Below are 23,037 nucleotides of genomic sequence, written 5' to 3' on the forward strand. Positions count from 1 at the left end.
TCGCGCGCTCCGTCCTTCTCCTGCTCGGAACATCCCGCCAGGACGAGGCCCATGGCGATCACGGTACAAGTGGCAAGACGCATGATCCATTCCCCGATAAGACCGATGGATTGCGCTGCGATCCTGCAGCCGAATTCGCGCAGCGTCTACCCCGCAATTCTTCGCCCCCTGATCGGCCGCCTCAGGAAGCTCCGAAGCCGCCGCCGCCCGGGGTCAGGATGACGAAGCTGTCGCCCGGCTCCATGTCGGCTGATGCGGCCGCGGCCAGATCCTCGCGCGATCCGTCGCTGCGTTCGACCCAGTTCCGGCCAGGCAGCGCATCCTCGCCCCCCCGAATGCCGCGCGGCGGGACCGCACGGCGGTTGGCAAGGATGTTGGCCCGCATCGGCTCGAGAAACGTGATCCGCCGCTCTACTCCATCGCCGCCGCGATGCGCTCCTGCGCCGCCCGACCCGTGGCGGATCGCGAAGCTTTCCAGCCGGACGGGCAGGCGGGTTTCCAGCACCTCCGGGTCCGTCAGGCGTGAATTGGTCATGTGCGTCTGTACGGCGCTGGTGCCGTCATGGTCCGGCCCCGCACCCGATCCGCCGGCGATCGTCTCGTAATACTGGTGCGCCTCGTTCCCGAAGGTGAAGTTGTTCATCGTGCCCTGTGATGGCGCAAGGCGACCGGTCGCGGCAAACAGGCAATCAGTGACGACCTGGCTCGTCTCCACATTGCCTGCGACCACCGCCGCGCCCGGCATCGGATTGAGCATCGAGCCTTCCGGCACGATCAGTTCGACCGGGCGCAGGCAGCCATCGTTCATCGGGATAGGATCGTCGATCAGCGTGCGCAGCACGTAGAGCGCGGCTGCGCGCGTGATGGAGCGGGGCGCGTTGAAATTGTTGGGCTGCTGCTGGCTCGTCCCGGTGAAGTCGAACACGGCGGAGCGGCTGGCATCGTCGATCCGGATGCTCACCGTGATCTGCGCGCCGTTGTCCATGGGATAGGTGAAGCTGCCGTCTTCGAGCTGACCCAGCAGGGCGCGCACGCTTGCTTCCGCATTGGCGAGAACGTGACCCATATAGGCGGTGACCATCTCCGCCCCGCGCTCGCCCGCTGCCTGGTGCAGCAGTTCGCTGCCGCGCGTGCACGCGGCCAGCTGGGCGCGCAGGTCGGACAGGTTGCGGTCGGGATTGCGGGCCGGATACCTGGCATCGGCCAGCACCTGCCGCACCGCGTCCTCGCAAAACGTGCCCTCGTCGACCAGCAGGAGATTGTCGATCAGGACGCCCTCCTGCTCGATCGTCGTGCTCTCCGGCGGCATGGAGCCGGGGGCGATCCCCCCGATATCGGCATGATGGCCACGCGCCGCGACGAACGCGTCGGGCTTGCTCGCGCCATCATCGTAGAACACGGGCACGATCACGGTGATATCGGGCAGGTGCGTGCCGCCCCGGAAGGGATCGTTGACCGCATAGGCATCGCCGCGCCGCAGCCCGCGCCCGTCGCGCGGCTTTCCATCCTCGCCCGGGCCACGCACTTCGAGCACGCGCGCGACACTGTCGCCCATGCTGCCAAGGTGCACGGGGATGTGCGGTGCATTGGCGATCAGCGCGCCGGTCGCATCGAACAGCGCGCAGGAGAAATCCAGCCGTTCCTTGATGTTTACCGAGGTGGCGGTGTTCTGCAGCACCACGCCCATTTCCTCGGCAATGGCCATGAACAGATTGTTGAAGATCTCCAGCCTGACCGGATCGACCTCGGCGTCTTCGGGCGTGCCGGCCGCGTGCGTGCGCTCCAGCGGCGTGGCGCGTGACAGCAGGAGGCTGCCTTCCTCGGCCAGTCTTGCCTCCCACCCTTCGTCAACCACCGTGGTCGAACCCGGATCGATGATAAGGGCGGGGCCCGCCACGGCTTCCCCCGGCTGCAGCGCGCTGCGCGCGTGCGTGGGCCAGTCGCCCGAAGCCTCGCCCTGTGTCTCGACCGGATCGACACGTGCATGGCCCAGCCCGCCCGAGATGCCGCTGGCTTCCACGCTGAGAGCTTCGACCATAATCTGCGCTTCGGCATCGGAATAGCCGTAACGCTGGCGGTGCTGGACGCGGAAGGCGGCATCCATGGCGTCTTCCTGTGCGCACTCGACGGTGAGAAGCGAATCGCTTCCGCGGAAGCGCAACCGCGCGCGGCGCGCCAGCGTGATGTCGCCCGGTGCAATGCCTTGGCTGGAGAGCGCCGCCTGCGCTTCTTCCTCCAGCGCGGCAAGCGCATCGGCAAAGCCATCGTGCAGCGGGCGAACCAGGCTGACCTCGTGGATCGCTTTCACCGGGGCGAGGCCGATCCCGTAGGCGGAGAGGATGCCTGCCAGCGGATGCACCAGCACCGTCTCGATCCCCAGTTCGTCCGCCACCTTGCAGGCATGCTGCCCGCCCGCGCCGCCAAAGCAGGCGAGCGCATATTCGGTCACGTCGTGGCCGCGTGCCACCGAAATCTTGCGGATCGCGTTGGCCATGTTGTCGACCGCGATGGACAGGAACCCGCGCGCGATCTCTTCGAGCGGCCTGGCTTCGGGCAGGGCGGAGGCGATCTCTTCCAGTCGCGCCTCGGAGGCAGCCGGGTCGAGCGGTTCGTCCCCCTTCGGGCCGAACACGCTGGGAAAGAAGGCAGGGTCGATCCGGCCAAGGTACAGGTTGCAGTCGGTTACGGTCAGCGGCCCGCCCTTGCGGTAGCAGGCAGGGCCGGGGTTCGCGCCCGCGCTTTCCGGACCGACGCGGAAACGCGCACCATCGTAGCTGCAGACCGAGCCTCCGCCCGCCGCGACGGTGTGGATCTGCATCATCGGCGCGGCCACCCGAACGCCCGCGACCACGTTCTCTGCCGCCAGCTCCAGCTCGCCCGCATAATGCGCGACATCGGTGCTGGTCCCGCCCATGTCGAACCCGATCAGCTTGTGATGGCCAAGCGCTTCACCCGCCTTGACCATGCCGACGACGCCACCCGCCGGGCCCGAAAGGATCGCGTCCTTGCCCCGGAACGCGCCGACCTCGGCCAGCCCGCCATTGGACTGCATGAAGCGCAGCCGCTCCACCGGCGGCAGGTCCCGCTGAAGGCCATCGGTGTAGCGCTGCAGTACCGGTGAAAGGTAGGAATCGACCACGGTGGTATCGCCGCGCGGGATCAGCTTGATGAGCGGCGCGACCTCGTGGCTGACGCTGACCTGCGCGAACCCGATCTCACGCGCCACGGTGGCCAGTTGCGCCTCGTGCTCGCGGTATTTCCAGCCGTGCATCAGCACGATGGCGATGGCATCGAAGCCTTCCTCGCGCAGGGCCGCGAGGCTGGCACGCGCCGCGTCCTTGTCCAGCGGCGCAAGCACCGTGCCGTCCGCACCGATCCGCTCGTCGATCTCGAGAACCTTGGCAGGCAGCTGCTCGGGCAGGATGATGTGCCGGGCGAAAATCTCAGGCCGGGCCTGGGTGCCGATCCGCAGTGCATCGCCGAGGCCGCGCGTGGTCACCAGGGCCAGGCGCTCCCCCTTGCGTTCGAGCAGCGCGTTGGTGGCCACCGTGGTCCCGATCCGCAGTTCGGCGATGGGCGCGTCACCATGCCGAGCCATCAGGCGACGCACCGCTTCGGTTGCGGCGTCATCGTAGTGGCCCGGATTCTCGGACAGCAGCTTGTCGGTCACCAGCCGGCCGTCGGGCGTGGTTGCGACGACATCGGTGAAGGTTCCGCCGCGATCGACCGCGAAGCGCCATGCACGGGATGTATCGGTCAAAATCTATCGCTCGCCTTGCCGAAAGGGAAATCGCAGGCACCTTCTAGGCGCACGCGACCACATGTCCAATCGGGGAGGCCGGCGGGTAGGTGAGCGGCGGTGCCCCACCGCGACCCTGGCGACGCGGAATCCCGGTCAGCCGCACAGTCTCAGGACATATTCGTCATCGCTGACCGCCAGCGGGACGATACGCTTCATCCCCATCGTCTTGCCACCGACCGATGCGGTGTCCCCGTTGATATCCCTGACGTTGGTGTACGGGCCTATATCGTCGCCGATATTGAGCCAGTAGTTGAAGACCGAGTCCGTATAGACCCGGCCATAACCGGTATAGACCAGTTCCCTCGACGCATTGGGGGCGAACGTCCAATATCCGTCGAACCCGTTATAGGTGCCGTTTTCCTGGATGTTGAACACCGCGTTCACGGTCTTCCCGCAATCGTTGACGATACGGAACCAGCGCCGCGGCCCGCGCCCGCCTTCGCCGCCCAGATCGTCCCATTCGACATAACCGACAGGCAGGCCGTCGATCAGGGCTTCCGCGAACCCTCCTCCTACCGACCCGGCGATCGTCACCTTGGTCGGGAAAGGCAGTTCCTCGACCACCTGGGAGTAGCGGTTGGGAGAGGAATAGACGGAGGTCTGGCGGATTACGTAAAAGTCGTCGGCCGTGCTCGTATCGAGGTCGGGCGGTCGATCCGTCGAGACCGTGCTGGCCTTGATGAAGCGCCCGGCGAAAGGCCCGCGGGTAATCTGGAGCCACTCCGAATTGCTGCTTGCGGTAACGGCGTTGAACTCCATGCCTCGGGGCATGGTGCCTTCGCTCGCCCCTTCCGGCGCATTGCGATAGTTCGCCTGGGTCTTGGCGTAGTACGTCGTGCCGAGCGGAAGGGCGGGCTCGGCTGAATCTTCCATCATTTCGGAGGCGTCCTCGGCGTAATAGTCCGTGCTGTCGTAGTCGGACTCTTCCCCCGAAAGGCTGATGATCCAGCCGACGAAGACAACCGCGAGCAACGCCAGTCCCGCAAACACGACCTTGCGGTTTCCTCCATCGTCCGGGCTGCCCGCATTGCCAGTCCGCGCAGGGGCGGCGGGACGGCCCCCCTCGGTGCCCGCGGCGGCGTGGTGCGAGGGAGGCGTCTGTGAGGTGGTATTCACGGCGGCGGGGCCTGCCTCTGCCGATTGCGGCGCCTTTTCCGCTGCGGTCAGCCCGAAGGCATCCGAGTAGTCGAGACTGGGTTTGTCCGGTTCCGTGGGCGGCGGAGCATCTTCCTGCGACTGCTCAGCCTCGTCCTCTGCCACCGGTTCGGGCACCGGCTCCGGTTCGGGGCCCAGGATTTCGTCCAGCAACGGGACCAGCGCGGGGCAATCGCGGGCGGGCATCTCGGTGATGTGGCCCGGCGCGTCCTCGTACTCGATCAGCGTGTCACGATCGATCGATCGATCGTGAATTGCGGCGCGCCACTGGCGATCCTGCGACAGTCGCCTGCGGCGCCCGCCTACTTGTGCCGTGACGACGGGATATCCTTCGTAATCGCTCATCGCGTACCGCTCAGCCTGCCTTTTTCAACGAGTGCCCACGATCCATCGCTCCGACGTTTCATGCGCGCCGGGGCGATCACGCGCAGGTCCTCGCCGGACTCCATGTCGAAATGATGGGCAAAAGGGTGATCGAGCGTTTTCTCCCGCAGACGGGGCCAGATCTTCTTGCTGGCTATCCCCGGGATGAGCGCAGCGCGGGCCCGATCCCTGGGGTCCACGATCAGCCAGAAGCGGTCCGCCGCACTCTCGAACAGTTTGGCGATATCGCTCTGGCGATCGTTCGCACAACCTTGGGCGTTCCACCGCTCCTTAAGCGCTTCGAGGTCCGCGGTGCTGGACAACGCGTTGAACGGCTCCAGCAAATCCCGCTCGAGGTTATCGAAATCGGGCGGAGGCGGCGGAGGCGGCGGAGGCGGAGGCGTCCGTGCCGGTCGGGGCGTCGGCGCTGCGCCTGATGACGCTTTCGCAGGGCTGTCGAAGTTCGGCTCCCACCGGCCCGATTCTCCCGAGGTGGCAGGTGCATCGCCTTCGCCTGCCTCATCCTGCAGCAAGGCATCGAAGTCGCCGTCGGGTGCCAGCGACGCGATCTGATCCTTTAAAAGATCCATGAAGTCGTAAGCCTGGTTGAGCAGATCCTGCAACTCGACCACGCTGCGGGCCAGTGGTTGCAGCGCATTCGCTGCGTCGGGGGCGGACTGCACCGCGTCAGTATCGCCCCGTGGTGGCGCGGATGGCTCGGCAGCGGAGGGCGCAGGGGCGGGCGCATGGGTATGGGCAGGATCGGGCGCTGCGGGCGAGGCGGGCCGCCCAGCGCTGCCGCCTGCGCCGGGGCCGGGCCCCTGTTCGGTTGCTACGGGTGACTCTCCGGAAGACTGCATCGGCTGCCGATCTGTCTTTTCGGCCGAATGGAAGAAGCGCTTGAGCGGCGCGTAGTTACCGGCGAGCGACCTGAATTGAGAGCCCCCGTTCTCATCGACTTCGATAGGTGTGTCTTCGCTCAGCGTTCCGTTCCTGACGGCATCGGCCAGTTGCCTGGCGGAGGACAGCCGCCGTTTCCGATCGGTCTCGATACTGATTGCGAAGTCGAGGTTGTCCGGCTCCATGGTCAAATCCGGTCCTACTTGAGGCCTGAAATCTCGCCCTTTTCGTACAGGTCCCAGTCGCCCGAAGACGTGCGTTGCAAGATGGCGGGCTTGTTGATGACCAGACGCTCTCCGCCCGATCTCAGATCGAAATGATAGGCGAAGACGTGGTCGGTCGTCTTCTCGCGCATACGGTTCCAGCCCGCCTCCGAAGCGAACCCGGGGATCAGGACCGCCTCGTTCGGGTTGGCCGGATTTGCGATCAGCCAGAACCTGTCGCTGTTGTCCTCGAAGATTTTAGACAGGTCGCGGGTGCGATCATTGCTATAGGGCCGCGCGTGATATTCCTGCCGCAGCGCATCGTAATCGCGGCGCTTTTCGGCTTCGTTGAAGCGGCGAACCAGATCCCTGATCTCGGCACTGTCCCTGAAGGCGAAGGCGCTGGTTCCTGCGTGGCCACGGGGAGCTTCGGACTGCTCCGAACGGGGGGCGCCTGATCCCAGAGTCTTGATGCCAGCGTTGGCAGAAGGTGGGGCCCTGTTGTCGGGCTCACGTCCTGCACCGAGTTTGTCTACTGCAAGCTGCAGGGCAGTAATCGTCTTCGCCTGTTGATCGCGTTCCGTTTTCAGGGTGTCGTAAACTTCTTTCGGCACGAACGCGTCTGCGCTCCTGTCATCGTTCGCCTCGTCCTCGTCACCCGAAGGGCGCGCGCGTCGCTTGCGCAAAACGCCGCTCAGGTATGCGGCCAGGATGCCAAGCCCCAGTCCAAAGATACCGGCCAGCAGATGGGTGGACCACGGCGCCAGTAAGGGCGCTTTGTTGCGGGTATTCCCAGCCGCAGGCTCGGGGGGATCGGGTTGCGTCGCGGCCTGTTCGACCTGAGCGGGGGTCGCCTCGCTTTCCGGGGCGGTTCCGGCTTCGTCTGAGGGTTCAGCGCCATCGGGTGCGGAATCCTCGGCAGCAGGAGCTTCGGGCGCCGCCGCCGGGCTTGCACCTTCGGTCGGCGCGTTTTCGGCCCCGTCGGGCTCGGGTGCGGCATCGCCGGCGCGGGCGGCCTGCTCGCTCTCGTTGCCTTCGGCAGGCGCCGCTTCCTGCGGCGCCTCCGCTGTATCCGGATCGGGCACGCTCGCGTTGCCCTCGTCTTCGGCGGGCGCATCGGTATCGAGACCGGCAGGCGCATTCGCAGGCGGTTGCGGCGCGTCGCTTATGGCCGCGCGGTCCTCCATCTCCTGCGCGCTGGGGGCGTCATCGCCAGCATCCAGGAAGTCGCAGCCCGAGGTGACAGCCAGGGCGACGAGGATTGCTACGCCGCGAAGCAGCTTGCTGGCGGGCGCGCTCATCTCGGCGCCTCGGTCCGCACGACAACCTCTTCCTTACGCGCGGCCACATTCTGCGCCAGCATATGTACGAGACAGCGCAGTTTGGAGATGAAGGGAGGCTCGATTTCCAGCGTCTCGTCGTCATCCTCGCTTTCTTCATAGTTTTCGAGCGCATCCAGATTGCCCGAGAAAGCGTATTTGACCGTGTTGTTGATCTGCGAACGCGCTTCGCCGCCCTTGGAATCGATGTTGATCTTCAGGCCGACCCGCTGGCGCAACAGTTCAAGGAAGCGGTCGAATTCGTCCTCGCCGATATCGATCAGGCGGGCGCCCGGCGGCAACTCGCTGATGTTATGCAAGGCCGAAAGCGACAGCTCTTCACCGTCTGCCAGCAGTTCCACGCTTTCGCCCAGCGGGATGGCTTCATCCATCGCCTTCTTCCGGCCAGCGGCGTCCCCGCACAGCATGCCGTAGGCGACCTCGTGCTTGGGCAGTTCGGAAAAACTCTCGTTCACCCGCGGATTGGTGAAGGTCCAGGTTTCCGGGTTTTCCTGCGCCTTCTCCTCCTCTCCCGCCAGAACCACATCGGTCATCATCCGCACCGCGCGCCCCAACGGGCTCTCGTCATTGCGCATTTCGCCGAGGAACTTGAAGAAGCTGGAGCCGCGGCCGGCAAAGGCGACCGTAAATTCGTCCATGCTCTTCGCGCGAAGCTGGCGACGTTCGATCAGGGAGCGAACGACCAGACCCGAATAATAGAAATAGCCCGCGATCATCACCAGCGCGGCGTTGCGCAGACCCAGGCCTTCCGCCTCCTCGCTGAACATGGGATAGCTTTCCCCGAAGCTCTCGTTGAAGCCGTCCTGGCTGATGTAGAGTTCGACGAAGTGCCGCGTGGATTCGTTGCCGCCAAACTCCTTCAGCACGCGCTCGAACTCGGACGTGTCGCCCGCGACATCATCCTTGAATTGTTCGAAAATCTTCGTGTTGTTCGACAGGAAGCGGGTGAAGAAGTCTCCGCCTGCCAGCTTGAAGGAGCCGCGCCACACGTTCTTCTCGAGATCGTAGATCGCGATTTCGGTGGAGCCGCCGCCGATGTCCAGCATCAGCACGCGCTGCCCGGTCTTGCCGGCCGATGGCCCCTTGATGAAGTAGCGGAGCGCCGCAGCGCCTTCGGTCTCGAACCGGATGTGGTCCAGCGCCTTTGCGCTCTTGCCCAGAACCGGATGCAGGATTTCTTCCCAGGCCTGCGTCACCGCCTTCTGGAAATTCGAGACCTGCGTGTGGTCCCACGCCTGCGGATAGGAGAAATGCCACTCGATGTTCTGCGGCTGGATATTGCGGCTCATCGCCTCGACCGTGCTCATCAGCACGATCTGTCGCAGGAACCGGCGGACCATCCGCTTCTGCTTCGAATCGGTCCCCCACTTCAGATCGAATTCGAGCTGCTCCTTGGCCTCACGTTCCGCTGCGTAGGCGATTCTGCTCGGCACGTTGGGCATGAAGAAGATGTTGTCGGCGATGCCGTGGTAGCCCGATGCGGCGCCGTCCTTCAGCGCCTCCGATCCGCCGAGATCGAACACGCGCTTGTGCATCACGGTCGGGAACGGGGATGGCACGTCCCTGGCGGGGAGGAATTCCACGCAGTCGTAGGCGAACTGGTCTTCCTCCGCCAGTTTGCTCCACAAGGGGCGGAAAACCCGCTCTTCGAACACCATGGCTTCGGGCGAACCGGAAGAGCCGGTAGAATAGTAGACCACCGTATTGGTGGTACCGAAATCGACTGCGATCCGCATGCTGCCCTGATTGAGCGACGCCGGCTTCTTGGGCAGCATGAGACATCCGGCCGGCGATGGATAATCGTCGTCGCCCAGCTTGCCGGAGAAGAAGATCGTCTCGCTTCCCTTGCCCAGAATGTGCTGTTCGCCGATCGCGTCGGATACGTTGCGGAATCGCACCCGGTGCAGGATCAGGTCGCCATTGGCGGACTTGAGCTCGGCCATGTCGCCGTTGAAGACGGGGTGGATACGTTCGAACACCAGGTCTCCCTGATCGCCGAGCGCCTGCAGCGCGGAAAGGGTCTTCGCGGTATCGCCCTTGGCCATCGCCGTGACCATGGCGGAAAGGCTGCCCCGGGAGGCGGCGAACCGCGGCGCCATTTCGTAGCGGCTGTCGTAGCTGAAGCGCATGAAGTTCCACGGCCAGCCCGCGAAGGACTTGTTCGGCCACAGCACGATATCGTCCGGCACTGCCTGTTCGTCGGTATCGGCCTTCTTGTCGTAGCTTTTCACGACCTGGTGAGAGCCCGGACGCGCGAGGTCTTCTCCGCCCTTGAGGCCGATCGTGAGCCCGACTTCGAACCGGTCGCCTCGGTCGTTCAGCTCGAGGCTGTCGACGATCTTGTCCTTGCCCGTCAGCAGAAGACCGAGGGGGCTGAGCGGCAGCAGCAGGTTTTCCCACTTCGGCCCGTGCGCTTCGACCTTGCCGTCATTGAGCAGCCGGACAAGCTTGGCGGTCAGGAGGTCTTCCGGCGTGACGACCAGATAGCCTTCACCCAGCGCTTCCTTGCGGATCGCGTCGAGATCTTCCTTTCGGGCCGCGGCCTGCAGCGAATATCCCTTCCACGCCTTCACGTCCTGTATCGGCCGGTTCAGCGTACGCGCGATGGCAGGATCGATCAGGATGATCCCCTTGATCCCCCCAGCCACCGACAGCAGATCGCTTTCTGCCGGGACCAGCACCTCGCAATCGGTCAGCCTGTCGTCTTCGGGTTGCAGGGGCGGATCCAGCAGCACTTCGTACAGCGAGGAGGGTACTTCGTCCTTGGCGCTGGCATATCTGGCTTCGGGCGCGTTGCCGACCCCGGCGTCGGCCAGCTTCTCTCGGCAGCCCGCCATGAACGTATCGACTTCGTTGCGAATGGCATCGACGCCGGCACTCTTGACGATATCCGGTTGCTTCAATCGCACTTTGATGCGGCCGAGATAGTCGTACAGGGCGGCCCATTGCGCGGCGGGCATGGCGTCCTGATCCAGAGGGTCGCCAAGCCCGTTGGCCAGCCATGGCACGGAGGGCACTTTCAGGTAGCTGGTGCTCTTGGCCGGGGCGACGATGCAATTGGGTACCAGCAACCCGATCGCGGTATGTTCGCCAACGTCGAAGCGGTCCTCTCCCTTAGGCTGAAGAGTCAGCACACCGAATTTGTCCCACGAGGCCTGGCTGGTAATCGTCTCGGTCGGCTTGAGCTGGCGCAGCACCTTGCGGAACTGCGGGTTGCCCGTGCTCTCGTCCGCCAGATCGATGTTGATCAGGCCGATCACGTATTTGTTCGCGTAGAAATTGCTCAGGCCAAGGAGCGCGAGAAGGCCGCGCCACTGCCGGATCGCAGCCTTGCGCGCGATATGGTCCTTGTTGGTCAGCGCATGGCCGAAGAGGAGGGGGCGGGCCCACACATCGGGCAGGGATTTGAGCCGGTCGATCTCCGCTTCCGAGCGCGGCACATCGAGCGATGTAGCCAGATCGCCCAGTGGGCCGGACTGCGCCCAGCGCCCGGTGGCATCCGGATCGCGGTACTTGCCGGAGATAAGCGGCGAGAGATTGAAGGTCGGTTCCATATCAGCGCCTCTTTGTCCTCACTGCTCGTCTTCGGGATCGAAATCGCCGAAGTGGTAGAGCGCCGCAATAAAGCGGCCCATCAGCTCGTGCTGGCCGGTCAACTCGTAGTCGGTGAGATTGTCGGCCAGCTCCCCTATGTGCGACATGCTGTCGTCCGAAGCGGCGTATTTCCCGGCAATGCTCTCATAACTTCTGCGGTAGTCCTGATCGTCGAGCCGATCCTTCACCGACGGGTCCTTGTTGGGACGTTTCTCGTCGATCGGATCGACCAGCGCCTTGGCGATATGCCAAAGCTCGAACTTCACGTCCTGATCATGACGGGCGTAGGTTTCCATTGCCGCGAACCAGCGCAGGGCATGGTCGATAGAGGCTTCCATGTAGTTCAGCGCCTGCGACGGACTGGCCTCGTCCCAGTCGACATCGTCCAGCCCCTGCGCGACATACCATTCCTCGGATCGCTTCATCTCGCGGCGTTCCTGGGAATTGCCGATCTGCGGTTTCCAGTATTTGAAGGCGACTGCGAAGCGCAGGAAGCGCGCGACATATTCGTGCAGCACGCGCTGCATTTCGCCCGATCCGCTCGTCAGGGCGGGTACGTCCGGCCAGCCGAACTGGTTCTTGTCGCGGCGGGCGGAAACCATGATTGCCTGCAGGCCTTCCTCTTCCGGCAACCTTTCGCTGAGGAAGAAGCGGCTGGCTGCGCTGCCCGCCACGAATTCGGGGAGCAGGGCGGGATTGCGCTGATCGCCCGAACCTTTCTCGTGATATTCCAGCCGGATCAGCGGATTCCAGCCGACCATGTAGAGCTGGTCGAAAATATGTTCGCCACCCAGCATGTCCTCGTAGTGACGCAGGGCGCCGCGCGATTGCATCAGCTGTTCGTCTGCCAGCGCGACGTTCTGGTCCTGGTCCTCGTTGGGATTGGGATAGCCGAAATAGGGCAGCATCAGGATGCCCCCGATATCGACTCCGCGGGTGATCCCTTCATCTTTCAGACGGTTGCGGATCAGGCGCGCGATCGTGGGGAAACCTGCCGCCCCCGTGCCACCGAAGACCGATCCGGCCAGCAGGATGCGCACGGCACCGCCCGATCCGGCGCTCTTGATCGTTTCCGTCACGCTGTCCCAGAAGGCGCTGCGCTGCTCGGCGCGATCGGTAATCACCGCCGCGCCGATATGCGGACGCCCCTGGAAACCATCGTCCAGCGTCAGCTGCTGTTCCTCCGCGGTCTTGTCGTCGCCGGTGTGGAACAGCGCGTCGAACAGGTACTGATCCTCGCCCATCGGTCCGAACACGCTGGCCAGCGTCGTGCCTGCACCGTCGTCTGGGATCCACAGGCCATCCTGCTCGCCGAGCGGTTCGATGTCGGTCTTGAAGAGCGGGCATTCCTCTGCCCCGCCGAGCCGGTGGACCGCATCATCACCGCGCCATGCTGCGCGGGTGCTGCGGTAGCTTTCGAAGACCTGCAGCGCGCGGTTGAGATTGCCGTTGGACCGATCCTGGTCGACGAAGCCGACCCGCAGGCTGTTGGGGCCCACACCCATCGCGGCGAAATGGAGTACCGACTCGACCACTTTCGCTCCGGTTCCGCCAACTCCGATGATGATGTTCACAAACCCATCCCCTCAAGCATTCGAATATTGCCGCGACCGCGACGCGCTTCGCCTCCAACCCGGATCAGAACGGGATCGACGGTTGCATTTTGTGCGGTGTCGCCAGTTTGGTGCCGATGATGTAGGTCGCCGCCCAGACGACTGTCAGCAGCGACAGGTCCGCCCAGCGTCGCATGGGCGCCAGCTCGGGTGCCCAGGCGCCGAACAGGCCGCCGTGGGCGAAAACCCCGGCGATGATCGCGAGCACGCCGACAAGCGCGAGATAGAGGAACCAGTCCTGCCGGAGGGACCGGAATTCGGAACGCGTGCCAGCCGTTTTCGCGCGCGCGATGATCTTGCTCATGAAGATGCCGCCGATGATCAGCACGCCCAGCGAAGCGACGCCGAACCAGGTCATCAGATCGGAGGCTGCATCGTCCGCGTCACGTTGCAGCGCCGCTTCGACACCCTCCACGCAATCCTGCTGCGTCGATCCGGAGAAGGTCCCTTCGGCCGCTTCGCACTGCTCGAGCCTCAGCGATTCGTTCGCCGGGTTCAGCGTGGACGGATCGCCATGCGTGAATGCCAGCGCGAGCCCGGCCAGTACCGTGGCCGCAAACCAGACTGCAAAGAATTTGAGCATGCCGTTCATGGATCAACCCTGTCTGCCTATTCGGTCCTGATGACGAACTGAGCGGAGGACCGCTCGATCTCTTCGCGGCCGGGGATCAGCAACTCGGCCAGCAAGATGTTGCGCAGCGGCTGCAATCCCGGAACGCCAAGGCCGCGCGTCGTCGCGGATTGCCGAAGCCTGGATGTGAGCCGATCGTTGGTGTCGGACCATTCCCCCATCCACTCGACCGCCTCATGCTCGCGCACCAGCCCCCGCTGGCCCGCAATCATCTGCACGAGATATGTGCCTTTGCGATCCATCCCCGCCGCTTCCATTTCGTCCAGGCCCAGCGAATAGACCGCCCGTTGCCCTTTGCTCAGGGCGCCATCGGGGCCAAGGCGGGCATAGTTGGTCCAGACCTGCTGAGGGTTGCAGGCTGCCGGATCGAATGCCGCCTCGTCGAGCTGCCAGACGAAGCCGACGCTCACGGGTTCGTCACCGATGACCTCGTAGCTTTCCTTGTTCGCCCCCGCATCCAGCTGGACGCGCAGACGGGCTTCGGAATCCTCGTCCGCCGCGCCGGGCCTGAAGGAGAATTTCTTCAGATCCTGTGTCCCCGGTACGTCCAGCGAGAACGAGCGCGAGGAAAAGCCGGAACCCGTCCCGCTGAGCTGCGGTGCTGCTTCGGCGATGGCGCTCGCTTCCAGCCCGAACAGCGCGAACCGACGGTTGGTAAGCGCCGTATCGGACGAAAACGGCGCAATCTCGGAGGTGTCGAGATAGTCGTAGAAGGCGCGAACCTGGAAAGGGTCTCCGATCATCAGGATGATGAGCGGGCGATCCGGCACGGCTGCTCTCAGGGTCGTATCGCCGACGAAGACATTTCCGTTGAACGGCACGCGAACCGCCAGGAGGCCGACCGAGAGCTTTTCGTCGATCATCAGGTTGCGCAGCACTCCGCCGACGGATGCCTCGAAGGCGTCGACTGCCTCGCGGTCGTCGAGCATCAGATCGGTCACGACAATCGACAATGGGTCGGCTCCATCGCCTGCCTTGTCGTGGCGATGCTCGATCCACCGGAGGACATCGGCGAGCCGGGTGTTCTCCTCGTTGAAGGCTGCGGGCCGGGCCAGTTGCTCGGCCGTTTCGACAAGAGCCGGAGCTTCAGGCGATTTCGCATCGAACCGGTAGTCGCCGAAGCGGAAAAACCGCGTGGTTCCCGGGGCCGAGGGGGCGTAGTTGCTGCTCTTCGTGAAATTGAGCGACAGGCTCATCAGGTTGCCAAGGGCGTTGGGATTACCCGCAGCAGCATACCCCCGCATGCCTCCCGACGCGTCGACATAGACGTTCAGGTCGCCAGGTGGCCGAGTAGACGCCAAGTTGGCGGTTTCGGCATCCCTGACCGACGCAGGAAGACAGTCCGCTACCGGTCCCGCCTGATCTGTACGTGTATTTGGCGTCAGCAGGAAATAGGCGGCCGCGGCGATGGCGATTACTGCGGCAACGGCAATGATGATTATGGGCAGGGGTTCTACCCCCGAACTGGCTCTCTTTTTAACCAAGTCCGCCCCCTACGCCCATTTGCGTACTCCCCCATTTACAATGACATGGGCTGCCCGATTCGCAAAGGCTTTCTAGAAAACTTGCCGAATTTTCATACAGAGCGTCTGGCTTGTCAGCGATGGGACAAGGAAAAAGGTAAACTATTCCTGTAATTACGCCGAATGACTGGCCTGGCGATCGGTGTCAGTCGGCTGGCATGGCAGCCAGCACCCTGTCCGGGGTCATCGGATAATCGAAAATGCGCGCGCCGCTTGCGTCGAAGATCGCGTTTCCAATGGCCGCCGCACCTCCGCACATGCCCAGTTCGCCGATACCCTTGGCCTGGATCGGGCTGGCCGCCGGGTCGCGTTCTTCGACCATCAGGACCTCGAGATCGGGCACGTCGCGATTAACGGGCACATGATATTCGGCGAGGTCGCAGTTCACGAGGTGCCCGTCGCGCGGATCGAACTCCAGCGCTTCGGTCAGTGCCGCGCCGATGCTCCAGGTGATTCCGCCGATACATTGGGATCGGGCGGTCTTGTGGTTGAGCACGCGGCCGAAGCCGAAAGCGCCGAGCATCCGGTCGACCCGGGTTTCGCCGGTGAAGCGGTTCACGCGGACCTGGGCGAAGAACGCCCCAAAGCCCGATGCGGTAAAATCAGAGGCGATATCGCCGGGTTCGTAGTGCCCTTCGCGTGCCATGTCCTGACCGTCCAGAAGCTGGCTCAAGGTCTGTCCGGCCTGCGTCCTGCCGTTCGACAGGTCGAGCTCGTCTTCGGCGATGCCCGCCCGCCGGGCCAGTTCCTCGCGCAGCGCGGTGCAGGCGACGTAGACTGCGGAGCCGACCGAAGCCGCGCCCCAGCTGCCGCCCGAACCGGACCCTCTGGGGTGGCGCGTGTCGCCCAGGTCGACCAGCACCTTGCCGGGATCGAGGCCGAGCATTTCCCCGGCGATCTGCGCCAGGATCGTGTAGGTACCGGTGCCGATATCGGTCATGTCGGTTTCGACCAGCGCCGTGCCATCCGCTTTGAGCGTGACGCGCGCCCTTGCTTCGCCGACGTTGTGCACCCGTGCCGCGCTCGCCATGCCGGTGCCGACCCACCATTCGCCCTCGCGCGTGTGGCGCGGTTTGCGCGGGCCGTGGTCCCATCCGAAAGCCTCGGCGCCCTGGCGCAGGCACTCGGCGAGCTTGTGGGAGGAGAAGGGCAGGCCTTCTTCGGGATTGTCTTCCGGGATATTGCGCAGGCGCAGCTCGACCGGGTCGATCCCGATCTCGTGTGCAAGCACATCCATCGCGCCTTCGAGCGCGGGCATGCCCACCGCCTCGCCGGGCGCGCGCACCGATCCGGCGGTCATCCGGTGGATGCGCGCGAGCTTGAGCATCAGCTCGCGGTTCTGCCCCGCGTAGAGGAAGTGCGAGGATTGCAGCACCGGCTCCGCAAAGGACTCGCCCGGCAGGTTGGAGACCAGCGCTTCGTGCCCGAAGCCGGTCAGCCTGCCATTCTCGTCTGCGGCCAGCCGGATGCGCTGGGTGGTTTCGGACCGGCGCATGATGCACTGGAGCACCTGCTGGCGCGACAATACGACCCGCACCGGACGGCAAAGCTGCATTGCGGCAAGCGAGGCGGAAACCACATCTTCGCTGATGCCCAGCTTCGATCCGAACCCGCCACCCACGAAGCGCGAGATCAGGCGAACCTTGCTTTCGTCCAGCCCCACTGCATCGGCGAGCTCGGTGATATTGTAGTTCAGCATCTGCAGCGAGGCATGGACCGTCAGGCGTTCTCCATCCCATTGCGCGATCGCGGCATGCGGCTCCATCGCTGCCGAGGAGTGCCCCTCGGTCGTGAAGGTGACGTCCACGCTGTGCGCGGCCTGCGCCATAGCATGCGCCAGATCGCCCTGATGGACAGTCTCGCCCTCCTGCTCTTCGGGTTCGACCGCGTCGGGTGAAAGCGGTGCGCCGGCCTCCTCACGGTATTCGACCTTCAGGTGCTTGGCCGCATCGCGCGCGTCTTCGAAGGTTTCGGCCACAACCAGCGCGATCGGCTGGCCCCAGTAGGAAACGCTTTTCGGTTTCTGCTGCGGGGCTTCGTTGGCCGTTCCCTGCGCGGGGCGGGTAATCAGGCGCTCGTCATCGATCACCGCGATCACGCCGGGCATGGAAAGGACGCTGTCCTTGTCGATCCGCGTCACTTCGCCGCGCGTAATAGTGGAAGTGACGAGCACGCCTTCGGCGCAATTCTCCATGAGGTATTCGGCTGCGTAAGGCGCCGTGCCGGTGACCTTCGCCATGCCTTCGACGCGCGGCAGCGGCGCGCCGATCACACCCTGCTTCATGTCGTCGAGGCGGTTGGAGGTATCGGGCTTGTCCTGCTTGAGATGCACACTCATGCCGCGTCCTCCGATGCCTGTTCCAGCACCGCGTGCAGCGTGCGCCGGGCCAGCGGTATCTTGAAATCGTTCTCGCCGTGGCCCTGTGCATCCTCCAGCAGGATGTCCGCAGCCCGGTCGAAAAGCTCAGCCGACGGCGCATTGCCGACCAGCGCCTGCGCAATGCGCGGATCGTGCCACGGCTTGTGGGCAAGCCCGCCGAAGGCGAGGTCGGCGCGGGTGAAGACACCGTCCTCCATCTCGACAATCGCCGCGATGGAGACGAGCGCGAAGGCATAGGAGGATCGCTCGCGCACCTTGCGGTAGAGCTGTGTTCCGCCGACCGGCGCGGGCAGCGTTACCGCGGTGATGATCTCGCCGGGCTCCAGCACATTGTCGCGCCACGGCGTATCGCCGGGGAGGCAATGAAAATCGCGCACCGGGACGGTGCGTTCCGTACCGTCGCTGCCGTTGATTTCCACGCTGGCGTCCAGCGCGCTCAGCGCCACGGCCATGTCGCCGGGATAGGTGGCGATGCATTCACCGCTCGCGCCCAGCACGGCGTGTAGCTTGGCGATACCGTCCAGCGCGCCGCAGCCGCTGCCCGGTTCGCGTTTGTTGCAGGGCTGGTCGATATTCATGAAGTAGAAGCAGCGCGTGCGCTGGCACAGGTTGCCGCCGGTCGTCGCCTTGTTGCGTAATTGCTGTGTCGCCCCGGCGAGGATCGCGCGGGAGAGCACGGGGTAATCCGCACGCACGCGGGGGTGAACGGCGGTCGCCGTATTGGTGGCCAGCGCGCCGATGCGCAGGCCGCCATCGTCGGTGTCCGCAATCTCGCCGAGCCCCACGCGGTTGATGTCGGCCAGCTCGCGCGGCGTTTCCACCTGCAGCTTCATCAGATCGAGCAGGTTGGTGCCTCCGGCGATGGCCATCGCATCCTCGCCCTGCATGATCTGCGCGGCGTCGGTCAGGGTGCGGGCGCGGTCATACTGGAACGGCCTCATGCGCTTTCCTCCGCAGCGACGTCCCGGATGGCGGCGACGATGTTTGCGTAGGCACCGCAGCGGCACAGGTTGCCGCTCATCCGCTCGCGAATCTCGTCGCCAGTCGCTTCGATATCGCCGTCGAGCGTTTCGCTCGCATCGCTTGGCCAGCCGTTGGCGATCTCGCCCAGCATCGCTGTGGCGGAGCATATCTGCCCCGGCGTGCAATAGCCGCACTGGTAGCCATCGTTTTCAAGGAACGCCCGCTGCATGGGGGAGGGGGCGTCCGGCGTGCCGAGGCCTTCGATGGTGGTCACCTCGTCGCCTTCGTGCATCGCGGCCAGCGTAAGGCAGCTGTTGATGCGCATGCCGTTGACGATCACCGTGCAGGCCCCGCACTGGCCGTGATCGCAACCCTTCTTGGTGCCGGTCAGCCGCAGATCGTGCCGCAGGAAATCGAGCAGGGTGATCCGCGGATCTTCGGGGATCGGATGGGCGGTTCCGTTGATGGAGATCGTTTCGGCCAAGGGTGCCTCCTTTGACCGACCAATTCACGGGCGCATCAAAAAGGTCCGCAGTTCGCCTATTGTTAAGGCCGCGAACCTTCGAGCGGCCCCGTAAGGCCCATGGATATGAGAGTTTTGGTGCGGTCGAGAAGACTCGAACTTCCACGGCCTTGCGGCCACAACGACCTCAACGTTGCGCGTCTACCAGTTCCGCCACGACCGCACACATGGCCCGCTTTTCAGGGCCTGCATTCAGGGCGTTCCGCTTGGGACGCCCCGTGAGGAAGCGGCGCCCTAGCAGGGGTGCACGCACCTCGCAAGCGCATTTGCGCAGGGTTTTACACGCCGCCCGGCAGAGTGCTCAGGACGGGCTCCAGCCGATCTCCGCGAATTTCGCGGATTTGGGCAGATCGGTGATCGCTTCGTTGATGCTCAGCGTCTCGCCCGGCTGCAACCGGCCCTGACGCGGAAGGATTTCCCAGTTGTACACCTTGCGGTTGCGCTCGTCGTACAGGACGATCAGCACCGGCGGCACCGCCTTGGTTTCGCGTCCGACATTCTTGATCTCGCCCGCGACGCCGAAATACTCGCTGCCATCGGGCAGCGTGCGCCGGTCCTGCTGGCTGGCCGGGAATTCGAGCACCAGATCGGGCTCGTTCATGGCAAAGGTCGGCCGGCTGACGGGCACCCAGTCGGGCAGGCCGGCATAGCTGACCGCCGCGATCGTCCCCACGGAAATCACCGCGAACAGGCTTGCCGCCATGCTCCACATCTTCACCGGATTGCGCCGCGGCTTGAACGGCGGCTCGGCCGAGAACTGCGAGCGGTCGTCGCGCGATACCGCATCGCGCTCGTCGGAATTGCCGATCGGCGGGACATCGTGCCACGGCTGGGGTTCGCGCGGGGCAGCTTCGGTCTTCGCCGTGCCTTCCCTTTCCAGCGTTTCCAGGTCCAGCTCGCTGCCTTCCTGGAACCAGCTGTGCCGGCAACGCGCGCAGCGCACGGTGCGGCCATCCGCGCCGATGGCGCTGTCGGGCACGGCGTAGCGCGTGTCGCAGGCTGGGCAGACGAGGATCATAGTGACAAAGCCATTACGCCCGGCAAGCATTGCTAGGCAAGCGCCCCGTCAGTGGACGGGCAGGTTTTGCGCCTTTTGTCCACACTCGATGCACCCTATATCCCGCTACGTGTTAACCACGGGACGGGTCGGACAAGCATGAGGCAGCACCATGTCGGGAGGTGACGGGGAAGTCGCGTTCTTCGACAATGTCGGCCTGCGTTACGGCACCGGCAAGGAAATCCTGACGGACGTCAGCTTCTCGCTGTGGCCGGGAAGCTTCTACTTCCTGACCGGCGCCAGCGGTGCCGGCAAGACCAGCCTGCTCAAGCTGCTCTACCTCTCTCAGCGCCCCTCACGCGGGATCATCCGCATGTTCGGCAGCGATGTGATCACCCTGCCGCGTTCCCGCCTGCCGGGTTTCCGGCGGCGGCTGGGGGTGGTGTTCCAGGACTTCCGCCTGGTCGAGCATCTCTCCGCATTCGACAATGTGGCCTTGCCGCTCCGGATCGCGGGCGTGGACGAAAGCGAACTGGTTCAGCCCGTGTCCGACATGCTCGAATGGGTGGGGCTGGCCCATCGCGCCGAAGCGAAGCCGGAAACGCTGTCGGGGGGCGAGAAGCAGCGCGTCGCCATCGCGCGCGCGGTGATCGGGCGGCCGGACATGCTGCTGGCGGACGAGCCGACCGGCAATGTCGACCCGGAAATGGCGCTGAAGCTGATGCGGCTGTTCGAATCGCTCAACCGGCTGGGAACCACCGTGATCGTGGCGACCCACGACGTGCATCTGCTGCAGAACGTGCGCAGTTCCACGATCATGCGGCTCGACAAGGGGCGCCTGGCGGACCCGACCGGCGCGCTGCGCTATCCGCCGCGCAGGCCCGTCCACGCGGGGGGCACGCGATGAGCACGCCGCCCGTCACCGACGCCGCGCGCAGCGGCCAGCATAGCTTCGAAGGTGCCAAGGCGCAGGCGCTGATCCCGCAGGCGCGGCTGGCCGGGCCGATGCCGTGGGTGCTCGCCATCATGGTCGCGCTTACCGTGCTTGCTGCGGGGGCGGGGCTCTCGCTCGGCAATCTGGCGGGCGATGCGCGGTCCGAACTGTCGGGCGGGGCGACGGTCCAGATCCTCCAGGCGGACCCCGCCACCCGTGCGGAGCAGGCCCAGGCAGCGCAGGAAGCCCTGCAGGCCATGCCGATGATGGAACAAAGCCGCCAGATTCCGCAGGACGAACTCGATGCCTTGCTGGAACCCTGGCTCGGCGAATCGGGCGATGCGGAAACCGTGCCCGTGCCCGCGCTGATCGACGTGCGGCTGGAAGGGCGCGCGGACGATGCGGCGATCGAACGCCTGCGCCAGCGGATCCTCCAGGTGGCCCCGGATGCGCGGGTCGATGCGCAGTCGGACTGGTTGCAACCCGTCTTCAGTGCGCTGACCTCGCTGCAATACGTGGCGCTGGCGCTGGTCCTGCTGCTGGCGGTGACGAGTGCTGCGGCGGTGTTCCTCGCGGCGCGCAGCGCGCTGGGCAATAATCGCGAGACGATCGAGATCGTCCACCTGCTCGGCGGGACGGACGGCCAGATCGCCCAGCTGTTTCAGCGCGCAATTTTGCGCGATTCGGTGATCGGCGGCGGTGTGGGGCTGCTGCTGGGCCTCGCCGCCGTGCTCGGCCTCGGCTATCAGTTCGCCGCGCTCGACAGCGGCATGATCGGCGGCGGCGGGCTCGACTGGCTCGACTGGATCCTGATCGCGCTGATCCCCGTTCTGGGCGTGGTGCTCGCGGTGGCAACCGCGCGCTTTACCGTCCTTTCCGCCGTCAGGAGAATGCTGTGATCTGGCGTACCGGTCTTCTTGTCGTAGTGGCGTGGCTGCTCGGCTTCATCTGGTTTTCCGGCTGGCTGCCCGGCCCGGCGCCCATGGAGCGGACCGATGCTGTCACCGTGCCCACGGGCTTTGCCGGCCGGATCGGCCGCGGGCTCGAGGTCGTGCAGTCCGACAGCGCGGATAGGCTGCTCGTCACCGGGGTCGATCCGGAAGTGACCCCGGCGGAGTTCGCGGCTGAGTTCGAAGTGCCCGACGATGTGATGGCGTGCTGCGTCACGCTGGGTTTCGCGGCCACCGATACGCGCGGCAATGCCGAGGAAACGACCGAGTGGGCGCTGGAAAACAATTTCAAGAGCCTGCGCCTCGTCACCAGCGACTGGCACATGCGCCGCGCCGCGGTGGAACTGCGCCGCGAACTGCCGTCCGATGTGAGGCTGGTGGAGGATGCGGTGCGCAGCGAACCGAGCCTGTGGCTGCTGTTCGTCGAATACCACAAGTGGCTGGTGAGCCGCACGGTCGGGCCCCTCTTTACCTGAGCCGGTCGCTGACATGAACATGCTCCGCAGCCTTGCCTTCTATGCCCTGTTCTATGCCGGCACCCTGGTGCTGCTGGTTCTGGTTCCCTTCCAGCGAGGACCGGCGATGCGCCGCCTCGCCAACGCATGGAGTGCGTGGCATCGCTGGTGCGTGCGGCATCTGCTGCGCATCCGGGTGATCCAGGAAGGCGCGCCGATCCACGGCCCGGCGCTCTACGCCATGCGGCACGAGAGCTTCTTCGAAGCGATCGACGCACCCTGCGTATTTGGCGAACCGGTGATCTTCGCCAAGCAGGAGCTGCTGGCGCTGCCGCTATGGGGTTCGGCGGCGAAGAATTACGGCATCATCCCGGTGGCCCGAAGCGAAGGCGCCAAGGCGCTGCGCGATCTGATGCGCGCGGCGAAGGCAGCGAAGGAAGAGGGCAGACCGTTCCTGATCTTCCCTGAAGGCACGCGCACGCCGCACGGGCAGGAGGGTGCCATCGTGTCCGGCTTCGCGGGCCTCTACAAGCTGCTGGACCTGCCGGTGGTGCCGGTCGCGGTGAACAGCGGGCCGCTCTATCGCGGGTCGATCAAGCGGCGCGGGCAGATCACCTACCGGTTCGGCAATGCCATACCGCCCGGGCTCGACCGCGCTGAAGTGGAACGCCGCGTGCGCGAAGGGATCAACGCGATCAACGGGTGATCGGT

Annotated in this window: 16 protein-coding genes and 1 tRNA gene; 4 read left to right on the forward strand and 13 right to left on the reverse strand. The window is 65.0% G+C overall.

The features are described from left to right. Positions 1–181: 181 nt before the first annotated feature. The 13 genes from ADAD_RS0112780 to ADAD_RS0112840 all read right to left on the reverse strand — a co-directional run bounded on the left by ADAD_RS0112780 (position 182) and on the right by ADAD_RS0112840 (position 20,008). Positions 182–3,760, reverse strand: a complete 3,579-nt coding sequence (locus tag ADAD_RS0112780; protein ID WP_010414450.1) for a hydantoinase B/oxoprolinase family protein — start codon at positions 3,758–3,760, stop codon at positions 182–184. Positions 3,761–3,895: 135 nt separating this feature from the next. Next, positions 3,896–5,302 (reverse strand): hypothetical protein, encoded by a 1,407-nt coding sequence (locus ADAD_RS0112785; RefSeq protein WP_010414453.1) that lies wholly within the window; start codon positions 5,300–5,302, stop codon positions 3,896–3,898. Continuing rightward, positions 5,299–6,405 (reverse strand): hypothetical protein, encoded by a 1,107-nt coding sequence (locus ADAD_RS0112790; protein WP_010414456.1) that lies wholly within the window; start codon positions 6,403–6,405, stop codon positions 5,299–5,301. The genes ADAD_RS0112785 and ADAD_RS0112790 overlap by 4 nt, the downstream gene beginning before the upstream one ends. Positions 6,406–6,419: 14 nt before the next feature. Beyond that, a complete protein-coding gene (locus ADAD_RS15980) occupies positions 6,420–7,724 on the reverse strand; it encodes a hypothetical protein (RefSeq protein WP_010414459.1) in 1,305 nt (434 codons plus the stop codon). Continuing rightward, on the reverse strand, positions 7,721–11,317 hold the full coding sequence (locus ADAD_RS0112800) for a hypothetical protein (protein ID WP_010414460.1): 3,597 nt from the start codon (positions 11,315–11,317) through the stop codon (positions 7,721–7,723). The genes ADAD_RS15980 and ADAD_RS0112800 overlap by 4 nt, the downstream gene beginning before the upstream one ends. Positions 11,318–11,335: 18 nt before the next feature. After that, entirely contained in the window at positions 11,336–12,931 is a 1,596-nt protein-coding gene (locus ADAD_RS0112805; RefSeq protein WP_010414462.1) for a tubulin-like doman-containing protein, read from the reverse strand. A gap of 64 nt (positions 12,932–12,995) precedes the next feature. Continuing rightward, on the reverse strand, positions 12,996–13,562 hold the full coding sequence (locus tag ADAD_RS0112810; RefSeq protein WP_010414464.1) for a hypothetical protein: 567 nt from the start codon (positions 13,560–13,562) through the stop codon (positions 12,996–12,998). 17 nt (positions 13,563–13,579) lie between these two features. Next, a complete protein-coding gene (locus ADAD_RS0112815; protein WP_010414466.1) occupies positions 13,580–14,797 on the reverse strand; it encodes a hypothetical protein in 1,218 nt (405 codons plus the stop codon). A 472-nt stretch (positions 14,798–15,269) separates the two neighbouring features. Continuing rightward, on the reverse strand, positions 15,270–17,462 hold the full coding sequence (locus tag ADAD_RS0112820) for a xanthine dehydrogenase family protein molybdopterin-binding subunit (protein WP_010414468.1): 2,193 nt from the start codon (positions 17,460–17,462) through the stop codon (positions 15,270–15,272). Further along, positions 17,459–18,445 (reverse strand): FAD binding domain-containing protein, encoded by a 987-nt coding sequence (locus ADAD_RS0112825; RefSeq protein WP_010414470.1) that lies wholly within the window; start codon positions 18,443–18,445, stop codon positions 17,459–17,461. Before ADAD_RS0112825 ends, ADAD_RS0112820 begins: the two co-directional genes overlap by 4 nt. Next, positions 18,442–18,951 (reverse strand): 2Fe-2S iron-sulfur cluster-binding protein, encoded by a 510-nt coding sequence (locus tag ADAD_RS15985; protein ID WP_010414472.1) that lies wholly within the window; start codon positions 18,949–18,951, stop codon positions 18,442–18,444. The genes ADAD_RS0112825 and ADAD_RS15985 overlap by 4 nt, the downstream gene beginning before the upstream one ends. A gap of 115 nt (positions 18,952–19,066) precedes the next feature. Continuing rightward, a tRNA-Leu gene (locus ADAD_RS0112835) sits at positions 19,067–19,153 on the reverse strand. Positions 19,154–19,291: 138 nt separating this feature from the next. Continuing rightward, complete coding sequence (locus ADAD_RS0112840; RefSeq protein ID WP_010414474.1) at positions 19,292–20,008, reverse strand: zinc-ribbon domain-containing protein; 717 nt, start codon at positions 20,006–20,008, stop codon at positions 19,292–19,294. 151 nt (positions 20,009–20,159) lie between these two features. Between ADAD_RS0112840 and ftsE the strand changes: the two genes are divergently transcribed. Genes ftsE through ADAD_RS0112860 form a run of 4 tightly spaced genes read left to right on the forward strand, consistent with a single transcriptional unit; the run spans position 20,160 to position 23,032 of the window. Further along, the gene (gene ftsE / locus ADAD_RS0112845; RefSeq protein ID WP_010414476.1) at positions 20,160–20,894 is read left to right on the forward strand and encodes a cell division ATP-binding protein FtsE; all 735 of its coding nucleotides are present in this window, start codon (positions 20,160–20,162) and stop codon (positions 20,892–20,894) included. Then, entirely contained in the window at positions 20,891–21,820 is a 930-nt protein-coding gene (locus tag ADAD_RS0112850) for a cell division protein FtsX (RefSeq protein WP_010414478.1), read from the forward strand. The genes ftsE and ADAD_RS0112850 overlap by 4 nt, the downstream gene beginning before the upstream one ends. Further along, positions 21,817–22,347, forward strand: a complete 531-nt coding sequence (locus ADAD_RS0112855) for a YdcF family protein (RefSeq protein ID WP_010414479.1) — start codon at positions 21,817–21,819, stop codon at positions 22,345–22,347. Before ADAD_RS0112850 ends, ADAD_RS0112855 begins: the two co-directional genes overlap by 4 nt. Before the next feature lie 13 nt (positions 22,348–22,360). After that, a complete protein-coding gene (locus tag ADAD_RS0112860) occupies positions 22,361–23,032 on the forward strand; it encodes a lysophospholipid acyltransferase family protein (RefSeq protein WP_010414481.1) in 672 nt (223 codons plus the stop codon). The last annotated feature ends 5 nt before the right edge of the window (positions 23,033–23,037 follow it).

The organism is Citromicrobium sp. JLT1363 (assembly GCF_000186705.1).
Lineage (GTDB): Bacteria > Pseudomonadota > Alphaproteobacteria > Sphingomonadales > Sphingomonadaceae > Alteriqipengyuania.

Excerpts from the sequence above, each read along its gene's own strand:
- ADAD_RS0112800 (WP_010414460.1), bottom strand. The coding sequence starts at position 11,317 with ATGGAACCGACCTTCAATCTCTCGCCGCTTATCTCCGGCAAGTACCGC.
- ftsE (WP_010414476.1), top strand. The coding sequence starts at position 20,160 with ATGTCGGGAGGTGACGGGGAAGTCGCGTTCTTCGACAATGTCGGCCTG.
- ADAD_RS0112825 (WP_010414470.1), bottom strand. The coding sequence starts at position 18,445 with ATGAGGCCGTTCCAGTATGACCGCGCCCGCACCCTGACCGACGCCGCG.
- ADAD_RS0112840 (WP_010414474.1), bottom strand. The coding sequence starts at position 20,008 with ATGATCCTCGTCTGCCCAGCCTGCGACACGCGCTACGCCGTGCCCGAC.
- ADAD_RS0112815 (WP_010414466.1), bottom strand. The coding sequence starts at position 14,797 with ATGAGCCTGTCGCTCAATTTCACGAAGAGCAGCAACTACGCCCCCTCG.
- ADAD_RS0112820 (WP_010414468.1), bottom strand. The coding sequence starts at position 17,462 with ATGAGTGTGCATCTCAAGCAGGACAAGCCCGATACCTCCAACCGCCTC.
- ADAD_RS0112860 (WP_010414481.1), top strand. The coding sequence starts at position 22,361 with ATGAACATGCTCCGCAGCCTTGCCTTCTATGCCCTGTTCTATGCCGGC.
- ADAD_RS0112850 (WP_010414478.1), top strand. The coding sequence starts at position 20,891 with ATGAGCACGCCGCCCGTCACCGACGCCGCGCGCAGCGGCCAGCATAGC.
- ADAD_RS15980 (WP_010414459.1), bottom strand. The coding sequence starts at position 7,724 with ATGAGCGCGCCCGCCAGCAAGCTGCTTCGCGGCGTAGCAATCCTCGTC.
- ADAD_RS0112810 (WP_010414464.1), bottom strand. The coding sequence starts at position 13,562 with ATGAACGGCATGCTCAAATTCTTTGCAGTCTGGTTTGCGGCCACGGTA.
- ADAD_RS0112790 (WP_010414456.1), bottom strand. The coding sequence starts at position 6,405 with ATGGAGCCGGACAACCTCGACTTCGCAATCAGTATCGAGACCGATCGG.
- ADAD_RS0112785 (WP_010414453.1), bottom strand. The coding sequence starts at position 5,302 with ATGAGCGATTACGAAGGATATCCCGTCGTCACGGCACAAGTAGGCGGG.